The organism is Caballeronia sp. ATUFL_F2_KS9A, from assembly GCF_023630765.1.
Taxonomy (GTDB): Bacteria; Pseudomonadota; Gammaproteobacteria; order Burkholderiales; family Burkholderiaceae; genus Caballeronia; species Caballeronia zhejiangensis.
In genome coordinates, this window is the sequence record NZ_JALQEK010000046.1 from 44,477 (window position 1) to 59,189 (window position 14,713).

At 61.9% G+C, this 14,713-nt stretch carries 13 protein-coding genes; 7 read left to right on the forward strand and 6 right to left on the reverse strand.

The features are described 5' to 3' along the window. Positions 1 to 31: 31 nt before the first annotated feature. The 7 genes from NCS67_RS27095 (at position 32) to NCS67_RS27125 (ending at position 8,319) form a co-directional block, all read left to right on the forward strand. Positions 32 to 529, forward strand: coding sequence for an Lrp/AsnC family transcriptional regulator (locus tag NCS67_RS27095; RefSeq protein ID WP_008346961.1), 498 nt, complete (start codon positions 32 to 34; stop codon positions 527 to 529). A gap of 95 nt (positions 530 to 624) precedes the next feature. Further along, positions 625 to 1,689: a tartrate dehydrogenase gene (locus tag NCS67_RS27100; protein WP_008346962.1), complete on the forward strand. Its 1,065-nt coding sequence runs from the start codon at positions 625 to 627 to the stop codon at positions 1,687 to 1,689. 17 nt (positions 1,690 to 1,706) lie between these two features. Next, complete coding sequence (locus NCS67_RS27105; RefSeq protein ID WP_250437402.1) at positions 1,707 to 3,179, forward strand: NAD-dependent succinate-semialdehyde dehydrogenase; 1,473 nt, start codon at positions 1,707 to 1,709, stop codon at positions 3,177 to 3,179. Continuing rightward, positions 3,176 to 4,156, forward strand: coding sequence for a M14 family metallopeptidase (locus NCS67_RS27110; protein WP_250437404.1), 981 nt, complete (start codon positions 3,176 to 3,178; stop codon positions 4,154 to 4,156). Before NCS67_RS27105 ends, NCS67_RS27110 begins: the two co-directional genes overlap by 4 nt. An 837-nt stretch (positions 4,157 to 4,993) precedes the next feature. Beyond that, a complete protein-coding gene (locus NCS67_RS27115) occupies positions 4,994 to 5,338 on the forward strand; it encodes a cupin domain-containing protein (protein ID WP_008346969.1) in 345 nt (114 codons plus the stop codon). 196 nt (positions 5,339 to 5,534) lie between these two features. Beyond that, positions 5,535 to 6,596 (forward strand): ABC transporter substrate-binding protein, encoded by a 1,062-nt coding sequence (locus tag NCS67_RS27120; RefSeq protein WP_008346971.1) that lies wholly within the window; start codon positions 5,535 to 5,537, stop codon positions 6,594 to 6,596. 7 nt (positions 6,597 to 6,603) lie between these two features. Beyond that, positions 6,604 to 8,319: a GMC family oxidoreductase gene (locus tag NCS67_RS27125; RefSeq protein WP_250437406.1), complete on the forward strand. Its 1,716-nt coding sequence runs from the start codon at positions 6,604 to 6,606 to the stop codon at positions 8,317 to 8,319. Here the strand turns inward: NCS67_RS27125 and NCS67_RS27130 are convergent. The 6 genes from NCS67_RS27130 to NCS67_RS27155 all read right to left on the reverse strand — a co-directional run bounded on the left by NCS67_RS27130 (position 8,307) and on the right by NCS67_RS27155 (position 14,635). Next, entirely contained in the window at positions 8,307 to 9,734 is a 1,428-nt protein-coding gene (locus NCS67_RS27130) for an aldehyde dehydrogenase family protein (RefSeq protein WP_250437408.1), read from the reverse strand. The genes NCS67_RS27125 and NCS67_RS27130 overlap by 13 nt on opposite strands. A 20-nt stretch (positions 9,735 to 9,754) precedes the next feature. Then, positions 9,755 to 10,552, reverse strand: coding sequence for an ABC transporter permease (locus NCS67_RS27135; RefSeq protein ID WP_008346975.1), 798 nt, complete (start codon positions 10,550 to 10,552; stop codon positions 9,755 to 9,757). Then, the gene (locus NCS67_RS27140) at positions 10,549 to 11,460 is read right to left on the reverse strand and encodes an ABC transporter permease (protein ID WP_008346976.1); all 912 of its coding nucleotides are present in this window, start codon (positions 11,458 to 11,460) and stop codon (positions 10,549 to 10,551) included. Before NCS67_RS27140 ends, NCS67_RS27135 begins: the two co-directional genes overlap by 4 nt. Next, positions 11,457 to 12,770 carry an NAD(P)/FAD-dependent oxidoreductase gene (locus NCS67_RS27145; RefSeq protein WP_250437409.1) on the reverse strand — a complete coding sequence of 438 codons (1,314 nt, stop codon included), beginning with the start codon at positions 12,768 to 12,770 and terminating at the stop codon, positions 11,457 to 11,459. Before NCS67_RS27145 ends, NCS67_RS27140 begins: the two co-directional genes overlap by 4 nt. A 2-nt stretch (positions 12,771 to 12,772) precedes the next feature. After that, entirely contained in the window at positions 12,773 to 13,486 is a 714-nt protein-coding gene (locus NCS67_RS27150) for an HAD-IA family hydrolase (protein ID WP_175981452.1), read from the reverse strand. 72 nt (positions 13,487 to 13,558) lie between these two features. Continuing rightward, positions 13,559 to 14,635, reverse strand: coding sequence for an ABC transporter ATP-binding protein (locus NCS67_RS27155; protein ID WP_008346979.1), 1,077 nt, complete (start codon positions 14,633 to 14,635; stop codon positions 13,559 to 13,561). Positions 14,636 to 14,713 lie beyond the last annotated feature (78 nt).

Consider the following 14,713-nt stretch of genomic DNA (forward strand, 5'->3'; position numbering starts at 1 on the left):
ACCGCCGACATGCGAGACCGAACCCGCCGCGATGAGCACCGACAGCAAGCTGGACCGAATCGATCTGCGTATCCTCTCGCAATTGCAGAAGCGCGGGCGCATCACGAACGTGGAACTCGCCGATGCGGTCGGCCTCTCGCCCAGCCCTTGCCTGATTCGCGTGAAACGGCTGGAAAAGGCGGGTTATATCGTCGGTTATGGCGCGCAGATTCAGCTCGAAAAGCTCGGCGACGTGCAGGTGGTCTTCACCGAAGTCACGCTCGCCGATCATCGCCGCGAAGACTTCATCAACTTCGTGAATGCCGTGAAGGATGTCGACGAGATCGTCGAATGTCATCTCGCGAGCGGCGGTTACGACTATCTGCTCAAGTTCGTCACGCGCAGCGTGAGTCACTATCAAAGTATTATCGAAGGGCTGCTGGAGCGCGGCATCGGCATCGAGAAGTACTTCAGCTACGTCATCATCAAGACGTCGTTCGTGAAGACGCATTACCCGCTCGAAACGCTCTTCTCGCAGAACCATCACTGAGGCGCGCGCCTCTCATTCTCATGCATTCAACGGACGCACGCGCTTTATGCACGTGCGTGCTTTTTATCGTCGATCATTTTCACGCGGAGTAGCACATGTCCAGCAAATATCGTATTGCCGTGATTCCGGGCGACGGCATCGGCAAGGAAGTGATGCCCGAAGCAGTGCGCGCGCTCGACGCGGTGAGCAAGCGCTTCGGTATCGAACTGGAGTACCGGCATATCGAATGGGCAAGTTGCGATTACTACGCGCAGCACGGCCAGATGATGCCGGACGACTGGAAGGCGCAGTTGCAAGATGCCGATGCGATCCTGTTCGGCGCGGTCGGCTGGCCCGATACCGTTCCCGACCATATCTCGCTGTGGGGCTCGCTGCTCAAATTCCGGCGCGAGTTCGATCAATACATCAATCTGCGCCCCGCTCGTCTTTTCGACGGCGTGCCCTCGCCCCTCGCGAATCGCAAGGCGGGCGATATCGACTTCATGATCGTGCGCGAGAACACCGAAGGCGAGTATTCATCGGTCGGCGGCACGATGTTCGAAGGCACCGAACGCGAGTTCGTATCGCAGACGTCGATCTTCACGCGCAAGGGCGCGGAGCGCGTGTTGAAGTTCGCATTCGATCTTGCGCAAAAGCGCGAGAAGAAAGTTACGGTCGCAACTAAAAGCAACGGCATTTCGATCAGCATGCCGTGGTGGGATACGCGTGCCGCCGAAATCGCCGCGCAGTATCCCGAGATCAAGTGGGACAAGCAGCACATCGACATTCTGTGCGCGCGCTTCGTACTGAGCCCGGATCGCTTCGATGTGGTCGTCGCCACCAATCTCTTCGGCGACATTCTTTCCGATCTCGGTCCGGCCTGCACGGGCACGATCGGCATCGCGCCTTCGGCCAACATGAATCCGGAGCGCAACTTCCCGTCGTTGTTCGAGCCGGTGCATGGCTCCGCGCCGGATATCGCGGGCAAGGGCATCGCGAATCCCGTCGCGATGATCTGGTCGGCGGCGATGATGCTCGACTTCCTCGGCGAACGCGAAGCACACGATGCGATGCTTGCCGCGATCACGGCGGTATTGAAGGAAGGTCCGCATACGGGCGATCTCGGCGGCAAGGCGAAGACGACGGAAGTCGGCGCGGCCATTGCGCAAATGCTCGCCTGACTTTTCTGGAGACCACCATGACGCAACGATATGAACCGAGCGATCTGATTCGCGCCGATAACTTCATCGACGGCAAATGGGTTGCCGCTGCAAGCGGCCGACGCTTCGCCGTCACCGATCCCGCGACGGGCGACGTCATCGCGCAAGTGGCCGACAGCGGCCCCGCCGATGCCCGCGCCGCCACCGATGCCGCCGCGCGCGCCTTCCCCGCGTGGCGCGATACGCTGCCGAAAGATCGCGCCGCGGTCCTGCATCGCTGGCACGCGCTGATCGTCGAGCATGCCGATGCGCTCGGACGTCTCATCTCGCTCGAACAGGGCAAGCCCTTCGCGGAAGGCCGCGGCGAGGTGATGTACGGCGCGTCTTACGTCGCGTGGTTCGCGGACGAAGCCACGCGCATCTACGGCGACATCATTCCGCAGCAGCAACGCGGCAAGCGCATGAGCGCGGTGAAGGAACCGGTCGGCGTCGTCGCTGCGATCACGCCGTGGAATTTCCCGCTCGCGATGATTGCGCGCAAGATCGCGCCCGCGCTCGCGGCGGGTTGCACGGTCGTCGGCAAGCCGGCCGAAGATACGCCGCTCACGGCGCTCGCGCTCGTGATGCTCGCCCATGAAGCGGGCGTGCCGGCGGGCGCGTTGAATCTCGTCAGCGCATCGCGCGAAAACGCGCAGGACGCGGTCGCCGACTGGCTCGAAGATGGCCGCGTGCGCAAGATCACCTTCACCGGCTCGACGCCGGTGGGCAAGTATCTCGCGCGGGAATCGGCGGGCACGTTGAAGAAGCTGTCGCTGGAACTCGGCGGCAATGCGCCTTTCATCGTATTCGACGATGCCGATCTCGATGCCGCCGTCACCGGATTGATGGCATCGAAATTCCGCAATGGCGGACAGACTTGCGTGTGCCCGAATCGCGTCTATGTGCAGTCGTCCGTGTATGACAAGTTCGCTGACCTGCTCGCGAAGCGCGTCGCCGCATTGAAAGTTGCGCCTGCAACTGATTCCGATGCGCAGATCGGCCCGATGATCAACGCGCGCGCGGTCGAAAAGATCGAGCGTCATGTAAACGACGCGTTGAAGCGCGGCGCACGCGCGCTGACGGGCGCCAAGCGTCTCGCGGAACTCGGCCCCAACTATTACGCGCCGACCGTGCTCGCCGATGCAACGTCCGACATGCAGTTGAGCTGCGAAGAAACCTTCGGCCCGGTCGTGCCGCTGTTTCGCTTCGACGACGAAGCCGAGGCGATCCGCGCCGCCAATGACACGCCTTTCGGCCTCGCAGCGTATTTCTATAGCCAAAACCTGAAGCGCATCGATCGCGTATCGCGTCTGCTCGAATCGGGACTCGTCGGCATCAACGAAGGCGCGATCGCGAGCGAGGCCGCGCCGTTCGGCGGCGTCAAGGAATCGGGCTATGGTCGCGAAGGCTCGAAGTACGGCCTCGACGATTACCTCTCGATCAAATATCTCTGCCAGGGCGGGCTCGAATGAACGCGCATTCCAACGCATACCCGATCGAGATCGCGTTCCCCGATATCGGCGCGCATGCCTCGGGCAACGCGGGCGTGCCGTATGTGCATACGTTCGATTCGGGCATCGACGGTCCGCATGTGATGATCAACGCGCTCACGCACGGCAACGAAGTGTGCGGCGCGATCGTCGTCGATGCCTTGCTGCGTGCCGGACTGCGCCCGCGGCGCGGCAAGCTCACGCTCGCGTTCGCGAACGTCGATGCTTACGCGCGTTTCGATGCGAGCAAGCCCGATGCATCGCGCTTCGTCGATCAGGACTTCAATCGCGTATGGACCGCGCAAGCGCTCGATGACATGTCGCGCGATTCGAGCGAGCTGCGCCGCGCCCGCGCGATGCGGCCCGTCATCGATACGGTGGACCTCCTGCTCGATCTTCATTCGATGCACGAGAAGAGCAAGCCGTTGATCGTCGCGGGACCGCTCGATAAAGGCATCGACTTGTCGGCGAGGCTCGGCACGCCTGCGACCGTGATCTGCGACGAAGGTCATCCGGAAGGACGGCGCATGCGCGATTACGAAGGCTTCGGCGATCCGTCGAGCGACAAGAACGCGTTGCTCATCGAATGCGGACAGCACTGGGAAGCGAATGCCGTGACCGTCGCGCGCGACGTGACCGCGCGCTTTCTTTTGCTATCCGGCGTGATCGACGAAGAAGACTTGCCCGCCGGATGGGTTCAGCCATCGCCGCAGGAAATGCTCGTTGTCCGTGTGACGGAACCGGTCGTAGCCAGGAGCATGGACTTCCGTTTCGCCGATGCCTACACGGGGCTCGAAGTGTTTCCGAAAGCGGGCAGCGTGATCGGCTGGGCGGAGGGCGTTGCGGTCGAAACGCCCTATGAGGATTGCATGCTCGTGATGCCGTCGCTGCGGCAGTTGCGTCCGGGCGTGACGGTCGTGCGGCTCGGCAAGGTCGAACGGCGCATTCGAGCTGTTTAGAACCGTGGCAGGTGGTTTGGCTCGTTGAAGCACTGTTCTACGGTTGTGATGTGAGGTCGCCGGATCCCGTGTACTTGTCGGTCTATCAGCGCTGCCCCTGTGCGGGGCGGCACTCACTTTCCTTCCAGTAGTCGCCGGATCCCGCTTTCGCGTCGGTCTATTAGCGTTGCCCCTGTGCGGGGCGGCACTCACTTTCTTTGCTGCTGCAAAGAAAGTAAGCAAAGAAAGCAGCTTTTCAGGCCCGCGGTCACACGCAATTTGGGTAGTTCTCTCGTCCTCGATGGCACTCGCCTAAAGAGTGCCCTCATCACAATAACCGGGCTTGGCTCGCGCACGGTCCGCCGCCCAATAACTTCGAGCGCGCTGGTTCAGCACGAAAGACCTTCGGCACAGCGCTACGCGCTGCCGCCGGGTATGCAAGGGAAACCAACGTCCGGCGAAGGCGGCGAGATGGAGACGTTTTTAGAGAAGCACGCGCATTCCCGATTGACCGGTCGGCCGCGAAGCGAGCCGGAGCTATTTGGTGCTGAACCAGTTTGTTGTGTGGTGCGATGAGACAGACCGTGCGCGAGCCAAGCCCGATGGGGCCTATGAGGGCACTCTTTAGGCAGCCCACGAACGACGAGAGGACTACCCAAATTGCGTGTGACCGCGGGCGTATCGGAAGCTGCTTTCTTTGGTTGCTTTCTTTGCACAGGACCAGAGTAAGCGCTAAAGCGCTAACTCTGGTCGACGGCAAAGAAAGTGACTGCCGCCCCGCACAGGGGCAACGCTAATAGACCGACGCGATAACGGGATCCGGCAATCACCCAAAACCATCAAGAGGCAAGAAAGCAAATGAAAGTACAGCAACTCAAACAGAGCATAGCAATCGAAGGACTGGAAGACTGGGGCACGGCGGGACTTCCCGGCACGCAGGAAATAAAGATATCCGGCGTGCAAAAAGTGATTCCCGGCAGCGAAGCAATCGATACGGGCGTATTCGAATGCACGCCGGGCACGTACCGGCGTTCGGTGAAGGAAGCGGAGGTCATGCATTTTCTGGCCGGCCGTGGCCGCTTCACGCCCGATGGCGAGGACACGATCCACTTCACCGGCGGTGATACGCTCTTCTTCGCGGCGAACACCGAAGGCACATGGGAAGTCGATGAAACCATGCGCAAGGTCTACGTGATCTTCTGAACGTGCATCGGACGTGGCCATTGCGCTGACATAACATCAGGTCATGGTCACTCCAACAATTCCGGCGTTGCCCCCGCGTATTTGACTCAATATATTTTTAGTCATCCGCGCGCCGTCCTCGTCTTCGCTCGAAGCCGGACGGGACCGCGATCTGCAGGACGTCCACTGCTTCAATCTTGTCGAGGAAAACGCCGTGATGAAGATTGCAAGATTCCGCTGCCCGCACTTTCCCGTTCGTCCGCTGGCCATGACATTGCTGCTCTCCATCGCGAGCGCGGCGCCGTCGTTCGCAGCGGGCAAGATCACGTTCGTATCGCAAGGCGGCGCGTATCAGGAAGCGCAAACCAAGGCGATTCTCGATCCCGCCGCGAAAGAGCTCGGCATCACGATCAACCAGGACAGCATTCCGGATGCGTGGCCGCAGATCAAGGCGCAAGGCTCAACCGGCAAGCCGATCTGGGACGTCGTCGATACGCCCACGTCGAACTGCTTGCGCGGCGGGCGCGAAGGGCTGCTCGAAAAGCTCGACTTCTCGAAGTTACCCAACGCCGCAGCCATTCCCGAAAAATACCGCACGCCCTATTCGGTGGCGTACGAGTTCTATTCGACGGTCATCGGCTATAACAAGAAGTCGCTGAAGAAAGTGCCGCAAAGCTGGAAGGACTTCTGGGACGTCAAGAACTTCCCCGGCACGCGCGCACTGCGCAACGATCCGATGACGGTGCTCGAAGCCGCACTGCTCGCGGATGGCGTGCAGCGCGACAAGCTCTATCCGCTCGACGTGGATCGCGCGTTCAAGAAGCTCGAAGAGATCAAGCCGAACGTCACGGTGTGGTGGACTTCGGGCGGACAGTCGGCGCAATTGCTGCACGACGGCGAAGTCGACATGACGATGATCTGGAACGGCCGCGCGAGCGCCGTAATGAAGGACAATCCGGATGTCGCCTTCACGTTCAACGACGGCATTCTGCAGAACACGCAGCTTTGCATCCTCAAGAACGCGCCGAACATGAACGAAGCCGTGCGCTTCCTTAACGCGGCCGTATCGCCGGAATTGCAGGCGAATCTGCCGCTTTATATCGATTATGGTCCGGGCAATCCGGCTGCATTCAAGACCGGCAAGATCACCGACAAGCGCGCATCCGAATTGCCGAGCGCGCCCGCGAATGCGGCGAAGCAGGCGTTGCTTTCCGAAGAATGGTGGGCTTCCGAGTCCGGCATTCAGGCGAAGGCGCGCTGGCTCAAGTTCATGCAATAACGCCGACGTGTTCGACTTTCTGATTCTTGGCGGCGGCTCGGCCGGCTGCGTGCTGGCCGCGCGCCTTTCCGAAGATGCGCGCGCGACCGTGTGTCTCGTCGAAGCGGGCCGCGACATCTCCGCGCGCACGATGCCCGATGCCATCCGCAGCCGCTATCCGGGCCGCGCATATCTCGACACGCGCAACATCTGGCAGGCATTGAAAGCGCGCATGAGCGAACGCGCCGCGGCGCTGCGACGCTATGAACAGGCGCGGCTTCTCGGCGGCGGCTCGGCGATCAATGCGTTAATGGCCAATCGCGGCTCTCCATCCGATTACGATGAATGGGAAGCGCTCGGCGCCGATGGCTGGAACTGGCAAGCGTGTCTGCCCTACTTTCGCAAGCTGGAAACCGATTGCGATGTCACCGGCCCGCTGCACGGCAGCGATGGCCCGTTACGCATTCAACGCACGGCATGGCCGCGCATTTCGCCGTTCGTGCGCACGGTGCTCGCCTCGCTTGCCGATAGGGGCCACGCCTTGCGCGACGATCAGAACGGACCTTGGGAAGACGGCACGTTCATCGGTTCGATCGCGGTCAGCGCGAACGGAGAACGCATACCGACCTCGGTTTGCTATCTCGACGATGCCGCGCGCGCTCGCGGCAATCTGACGATACGCACCGGCGATGTCGTCGAATGCATTCTGTTCGATGGCAAGCGCGCGATCGGTGCGCGCATCGTTCGCGCCGACGGCACGCGTGAAGACTTGCGCGCGCATCGCGTGATCGTATCGGCGGGTGCGATTCACAGTCCCGCATTGCTGATGCGAAGCGGCATCGGCCCCGGCGATGAACTCGCCGCGCTCGGCATCGACGTAGTGGCCGATCGTCCCGGCGTCGGGGGCAATCTGATGGAACATCCTTCGATAGCGGTCTCCGCGTTTTTGCCGCGCGCCGCACGCACGCCGTTTCCGGATGAACATCACGAGCAGGCGATCGTGCGCTTTTCATCCGGCCTGGCCGACACCGTTCAAGGCGACATGCACGGCGCGATCCTGTCGCGCTCGGGCTGGCATTCGGTGGGTTATCGGCTGGGCACGATCTTCTTCTGGGTCAACAAGTCCTATTCGCGCGGACGCGTCACGCTGGCATCGGCGAATGCATTCGATGAACCCAACGTCGACTTCGCGATGCTCTCCGATTCCCGCGATCTCGAACGGCTCAAGCTCGCGCTGCGTTTCGGCGCTGCAACGCTTGCATCGGCTTCGATGGATGCGATCTTTCCATCGAGCTATTCACCGCGCGTTGCAGCGGTGGCGGTGCCGGGAACATGGAATGCGCTCCAGCGCGGCGCGTTGAGCGCGCTGCTCGATATCGCCGGGCCGTTGCGTGGTGCGTTGATCAAAGGCGTCGTGACGCAAGGCATCACGATCGACGAACTGCTCGCCGATGATCGCAAGATGATCGAGTTCGTCATGCGCCATGTCGGCGGGACATGGCATCCGTCGGGAACGTGCCGCATGGGTTCATCGAGCGATCCGCTGGCCGTGACCGATGCGCGCGGCGCGGTGCATGGCATCGAAGGTCTGCATGTATGCGACGCGTCGTTGATGCCGTCGATTCCATGCGCGAATACGAACGTGCCGACGATCATGATCGCCGAGCGCGTGGCGGATGCATTGCGCGGCACGGTCCTCGACAAGCATGAACCGGCCGCGCACGCCGTGACTCAGGCGCCGTAACCCACGATGCCCTTCACTTCGAGAAACGCTTCCAGTCCCCACTCGCCATATTCGCGCCCATTGCCCGACTGCTTGTAGCCGCCGAACGGCGAGCCCGGATCCCACGCCGGATAGTTCACGTAGACACTGCCCGCGCGCATTCTCATCGCCACGCGGCGCGCGCGCTCCTGATCCTGCGATTGCACGTAAGCCGCCAGGCCATAAGGCGTGTCGTTCGCGATGGCGATCGCTTCTTCTTCATCGCGATACGGCATGATCGCGAGCACCGGGCCGAAGATTTCCTCGCGCGCGATGGTCATCGAAGGATTCACGTTAGCGAACACGGTCGGCTTCACGTAATAACCGCGTTCGAGTCCAGCGGGACGCCCCGCGCCGCCCGTCACCAGTGCAGCGCCCTCTTCTATGCCGACATCGATCATCCGCTGCACGCGTTCGAACTGCACGTCGCTGACGACGGGGCCCATCGTCGTCGCCGGATCGCTCGGTGAGCCGACGCGCTGCTTCTGCGCCGCGCGCAACGCGATCTGCACCACTTCGTCGTGCCGCGATGCGGGCACGAGCATTCGCGTCGGCGCATTGCAGGATTGACCGCTGTTGCTGAAGCACGAATTCACGCCGGCCGTGACGGCTACTTCGAAATCGGCATCGTCCAGCAGGATGTTCGCCGACTTGCCGCCGAGTTCCTGATGCACGCGCTTCACTGTCGGCGCGGCCAGCTTCGCGATCTCGATGCCCGCGCGCGTCGATCCGGTGAACGACACCATATCCACATCCGGATGCGCGCTCAATGCCGCGCCGACGGTCGGACCATCGCCATTGACGAGATTGAAGACGCCTTTGGGCACGCCGGCCGCATCGATGATTTCGGCGAAAAGCACGGCGTTCATCGGCGACACTTCGCTCGGCTTCAACACCACCGTGCATCCCGCCGCGAGCGCAGGCGCGACCTTGCAGACAATCTGATTGATCGGCCAGTTCCACGGCGTGATGAGCGCGGCCACGCCCACGGGCTCGTGATTGACGAGCGTCGTGTTCTTCTTGCGTTGCCATTGAAAGCGTTCGACCGTGCGCAGCGTCTCTTCGATATGACGCTTGCCGAGCGCGGCCTGCCATGCATGAGCGAGCTTCGCCGGTGCGCCGATCTCGCGCGAGATGACATCGGCCATCTCGTCGTAACGCGCGACATACGCTTCGAGCAAACGCTCGAGCAACGCAACGCGCTCTGCGACGCTCGCCCGTGAAAACGATGAGAACGCACGCCGCGCCGCCGCGACCGCGCGATCGACATCGCGCGCATCGCCGAGCGCGACCTCGCCGATCGCTTCTTCAGTCGATGGATCGATGACCGGCAAACGTGTATCGCCGTACGGTTCGACCCATTCGCCGTCGATATAGAACTGCTGTAGATGTCGCATGGTTTTTCGTTGTGAAAGATTCAGGCTCGCGCCGCAGCCGAAGATCGCCGGCTCACGACGACGATCATCACGAGACACAAGGTCAACGCCGTCAGCATCGTGCTGATGGCGGCGATGGTCGGATCGATTTCATCGCGCAGCGTGACGAACATGCGGCGCGTGAGCGTCTGATTGTTGCCGCCCGAAATGAAGAGCGCAACGACGGTTTCATCGAGCGCCTGAATGAACACGAACACGGCACCCGAGATCACGCTCGCCTTGATCTGCGGCAACGTCACCGCCATGAACGCGCGAAAGCGATTCATGCCGAGACTGCGCGCGACCATCTCCTGCGTGCGATCGAACGTGCGCAAGTCCGCGCCGACGGAGATGAGCACATACGGCAGGCCGAGCATCGTATCCGCGATGATGAGACCGCCAAGCGTGTTCACATAACCCATCTGCGTGAAGACGAAGAACACGCCCACTGCAACGATGATGATCGGCACCATCAGCGGCAGCATCAGCAATGTGCGCAGATAGCGCAACGACCAGTGCGATCCATACTGGATGCCGTATGCCGCCGCGATGCCGACCGGCGTCGCGATCAAGGCCGCGCACGTCGAGGCCGCAAAGGTGGTCTTCGCCGCATCGATCCACGCGGGATTATCGAAGAACGCGTGATACCAGCGCAACGAATACGCAGGCGGCGGAAACGTGAGGAAACGCGCATCCGAGAAAGACAGCGGCACGACGATGACCACGGGAATCATCAGAAACGCGAGAATCAGCATCACCGATGCACCGAGCGTCACGCGGCCGAACGATAAGGTATTCATTTCGCCCCCAGTGTCTTTTCGAGCGGAATCACGCGGCTCACGCAATAGAAGATCGCGCACACGCAAATAAGCAGCACCACGCTCACCGAGCTTGCCGCGCCCCAACTGTTGTAGATCTCGACGTTGCGGCTCACGATCATCGAGACCATCATCGACTTGCCGCCGCCCATCAGCTCGGGCGTGATATAGAAGCCGAGGCACAGCACGAAGACGAGCGTGACGCCCGCGAGCACGCCGCTCATGGACAGCGGCAGAAACACGCGCAAGAACACATGCAGCGGCGAACCGCCGAGACTCGCACCTGCTTGCGAGAGATTCGGCGGAATCTTCTGCATCGCGGAGTAGAGCGGCAGCACCATGAACGGCAACAGGATATGCACCATCGCGATGATCGTGCCGAACTGGTTATACGAAAGCTGCAAGGGGCGCTCGATCAGACCCATGCCGAGCAGCGCCTTGTTGATGAGACCGGTGCGTTGCAAGAGCACGAGCCACGCGTACGTTCGCACGAGCACGCTCGTCCAGAACGGAAGAATCACCATGCCGAGCACGAGCGCGCTCCATCGCGGCGATATCGATGCCGCGAAATACGCGACGGGATAGCCGAGCAGCAGCGTAATCGCCGTCACGATGAAACTGAGCTTGAACGTCAGCAGAAAGGTGTCGAGATAGGCACCGGTAAAGACACGCTTGTAATTGACGAGCGAGAACACGCCGTCGTGATAGAACGATTGCCACGACAGCCACGCGAGCGGCACGACGAGCAATACGACGACCACGAACAGCGCGGGCGCCATCAACAGCAGCATCGCGCGGTCTTCGCGTCGCTGATGCCGCACCGATGGATCGATCGTCGCGGGTTGCATCACGGCGGGGTCCTGGAGAATCCGTTTGGCTGTCGTCATCATGCACCTACTGCATCGAGGAACTGATACCACGCAGCGACGAGCCGCACACCCGGCGCGCGCAACGCATGAAACGGTACGGGCCGCAAGCCGTCTTGCGCGAGCAGCGCGAGTTCGGGCTTCTCACCGAGCGCAAGCGCAGCGGCATGCTGACCGATCAGGCTCGCCATCGCGACACCGGCGCCGTTATAGCCGAGACAGAACGTGGTCGCATCGTCGCTGCGGCCCACGTGCGGCAATGCGTTGAAGGTCATCCCGACATAACCCGACCAGCGAAATTCCACCGGCACGTCCTTCAATTGCGGAAAGAGCGCGACCATCGCGCGTTGCAGCGCATCGAAGCCGGTCGGCTCGCCTTCCTTGCCGAACGCGTCGCGGCCGCCGAACAACATGCGGCCATCGACCTTGCGGAACCACTTCATCATGCGGCGCGTTTCGGTGTAGCTGCGGCGGTTCACCATCAACTGCGCATCGAGTTCCGGAGATAAGGGCGCGGTCGCGATCATCGCGCTTCTGAACGGCACGAGCTCGCGATGATATGAAGCGGTTGCCTCGGTCAGATTCGAATAGGCGTTCGTCGCGACGATGACCTGCTTCGCGCGCACCGTGCCGCCGGGCGCCGTCAACAGCACGCGGCCGTCCTGTTCGCGCGACATGTCGATGACAGGCGTCGCTTCGTAGATCGGCACGCCGCGCGCGATCAGACCGGCCGCGATGCCGCGCACGTATTCGAGCGGCAGGATCGTGCCCGCGTCCGCGCTCAACACGCCGCCGACGAAGCCCTTCGAGCCTGTCTCATGTTCGACTTCAGCACGAGATTGCACGCTCATGGACGTATCGTTGAGCGTCGTGCGAACCCAGTCCGCCTCGGCGCATATCGATGCGAGCGCACGTTCCGTATGCGCGCAACGCAGGCTGCCCGTATGTTCGAAGCGCGCGCGTTCGAGCTTGAACTCGTCGACGAACGCCTCGACGGTGCGCACGCCATCGTGCGCGAGCCGATGCATGCGCTTCGCGACATCGATGCCATGCGTGCTCGCGATCGTCGCAAACGAGAGACGAAACTTCGACGACACCACGCCGCCATTGCGTCCGCTTGCGCCCCAGCCGATCGGATTCGCATCGAGCACCGCGCATTCGACGCCGCGCTTTTGCAGCGCATAGGCGGCGCTCAAGCCCGAATAGCCCGCGCCGATGATCGCCACTTCGACATCGATATCGCGTGCGAGCGGTGCGCCGGTGCTCATCGGCGCGGCTATCGCCCGCCACAACGAGTCCGGTTGCGGGCGCAGCGGTGTCGTCGGGGCGCGCATGGTCAGGCGGCGGCGCGGAGTTCGTCGTCGACGGCATCCGCGAGCGCGGCGAGCGTCGCGAACTTCCACGTCGGCGTCGTCACGCTCTCGGGCACGGGTGTCGCGCCGAAGCCCTTCATGCCCTGGCGCCGCTCGATCCAGCATGTCGAATAACCGAGCTTCGTTGCGATGCCGATGTCGTGATACTGGCTCTGCGCCGTATGCAGGATCTCTTCGAACTTATAGCCGAACGCCGCCTGACGTCCACGGTTATAGGCAAAGAATTGCGGATCGGGTTTGGCGACGCCGGTCTCATCGCAGCAGACCGTATCGTCGAACGGATTGCCGAGCGTGTGAGCATAGGCCGACAACGCAACGCGATCCGCGTTGGTCATCGCGACAAGACGAAAGTGCTTGCGCAGACGCTTCAATGCCGCGACCGAGTCTTCGAATGCGGGCCATTCGAGCACATCGCGCTGGAATGCCGCGGCGGATTGCGCATCGTCGGACAAGCCGAGTTTGCTCGCGAGATGCAGATACACGTTCGCCATTTCATGACTCGATCTGCCCGGATACTTCGCGCGCCCTTCCATGTACGGCTCGAAGATCTGATCGTCGGTCAGGTCCTTTGCCTTCGCTCCGCCCAGCCGGCGCACGGAATCGAGCACGCCCTTTTCGAAGTTGATCAGCGTGCCGACGACATCGAAGGTCAGGACCTTGAAATCGGTGAGATTCATTGCGTCATCCTTTACGGGTTGCGTATCTACGTTTGCAGTCGAAATCGCCCGTGCACAGGCGGTGAGAAGAAATCAGGCCGATACGACGATCGTGTCTTGCGGATCGAGCGCGACCGTCATCGATGCGCCCGGCTCGGGGATGCGCTTGCGCGCGTCGTGGCTGCCGGGTTGCCGAAGACTGATCGCCGTGCCGTCGGCGAGCGCGGCGAACACGCGCAGGCTCTCGCCTTGATAGAGCACTTCGGTCACGCGGCATGAAAGACGGTTCGCATCCGCATGACGGTTCTCGCCGTCGATGACGAGCTTTTCCGTTTGCACCGCGAGCAATAGCTTCTCGCCGCGCGGCAATGGATGCGCGGTGCGCAGAATCGTATCGCCGAGACGCACGGCATCGTCGCCGGCGCGCGTGACATCGAGCATCGTCGCTTCGCCGATGAAGCTCGCGACGAACGCATCGCAAGGACGGTCGTACAGGCGCTCGGGTGTGTCGATCTGCACGAGCCTGCCGTCCTTCAACACGGCGACGCGATCGCTCATCGTGAGTGCTTCGCGCTGGTCGTGCGTCACGTTGACGATGGTCGCCCCGAGCTGCCGATGCAGCCTGCGCAATTCGATTTGCATGGTCTCGCGCAGTTGCTTGTCGAGCGCGGACAACGGCTCGTCCATCAGAATGAGTTGCGGTTGAAACACCATTGCGCGGGCAAGCGCCACGCGTTGCTTCTGTCCGCCCGAAAGCTGATGGATGCTGCGGCTTTCATAACCTTTGAGTTCGACCATGGCGAGTGCTTCGGCGACGCGCTTCGCCCATGTCGATTTCGGCTCGCGCCGCGCACGCAGCGAGAACGCGACGTTCTCGCCTACCGTCATGTGCGGAAAGAGCGCGTAGTTCTGAAACACGATGCCGATATCGCGCTTGTGCGGCGGCGCAAATGTAATGTCACGCTCGCCGACCCACACGCTGCCCGAGCTCGGCTGCACGAAGCCGCCGAGAATGCCGAGCAGCGTCGTCTTGCCCGAGCCAGAAGGCCCGAGCAGCGAGACGAATTCGCCCGGCGCGATATCGAGCGATACGTCATCGAGCGCCGTCACCGCGCCATAGCGCTTCGTCGCGGACCTGATCGACACTCCCGTTTTAGCGCGTGCGTCCATGTCGTTCGTCTCGTCGAAAATAGAGGGGTTGGGAAAATACTAAGTCGCGATGTTTTTGACGGCAATTCCAAAATTGTT

What these genes read in the sequence shown, in the direction of transcription:
- NCS67_RS27095 (WP_008346961.1), top strand. Translation starts at nt 32, where the DNA reads ATGAGCACCGACAGCAAGCTGGACCGAATCGATCTGCGTATCCTCTCG.
- NCS67_RS27100 (WP_008346962.1), top strand. Translation starts at nt 625, where the DNA reads ATGTCCAGCAAATATCGTATTGCCGTGATTCCGGGCGACGGCATCGGC.
- NCS67_RS27105 (WP_250437402.1), top strand. Translation starts at nt 1,707, where the DNA reads ATGACGCAACGATATGAACCGAGCGATCTGATTCGCGCCGATAACTTC.
- NCS67_RS27110 (WP_250437404.1), top strand. Translation starts at nt 3,176, where the DNA reads ATGAACGCGCATTCCAACGCATACCCGATCGAGATCGCGTTCCCCGAT.
- NCS67_RS27115 (WP_008346969.1), top strand. Translation starts at nt 4,994, where the DNA reads ATGAAAGTACAGCAACTCAAACAGAGCATAGCAATCGAAGGACTGGAA.
- NCS67_RS27120 (WP_008346971.1), top strand. Translation starts at nt 5,535, where the DNA reads ATGAAGATTGCAAGATTCCGCTGCCCGCACTTTCCCGTTCGTCCGCTG.
- NCS67_RS27130 (WP_250437408.1), bottom strand. Translation starts at nt 9,734, where the DNA reads ATGCGACATCTACAGCAGTTCTATATCGACGGCGAATGGGTCGAACCG.
- NCS67_RS27135 (WP_008346975.1), bottom strand. Translation starts at nt 10,552, where the DNA reads ATGAATACCTTATCGTTCGGCCGCGTGACGCTCGGTGCATCGGTGATG.
- NCS67_RS27140 (WP_008346976.1), bottom strand. Translation starts at nt 11,460, where the DNA reads ATGATGACGACAGCCAAACGGATTCTCCAGGACCCCGCCGTGATGCAA.
- NCS67_RS27145 (WP_250437409.1), bottom strand. Translation starts at nt 12,770, where the DNA reads ATGCGCGCCCCGACGACACCGCTGCGCCCGCAACCGGACTCGTTGTGG.
- NCS67_RS27150 (WP_175981452.1), bottom strand. Translation starts at nt 13,486, where the DNA reads ATGAATCTCACCGATTTCAAGGTCCTGACCTTCGATGTCGTCGGCACG.
- NCS67_RS27155 (WP_008346979.1), bottom strand. Translation starts at nt 14,635, where the DNA reads ATGGACGCACGCGCTAAAACGGGAGTGTCGATCAGGTCCGCGACGAAG.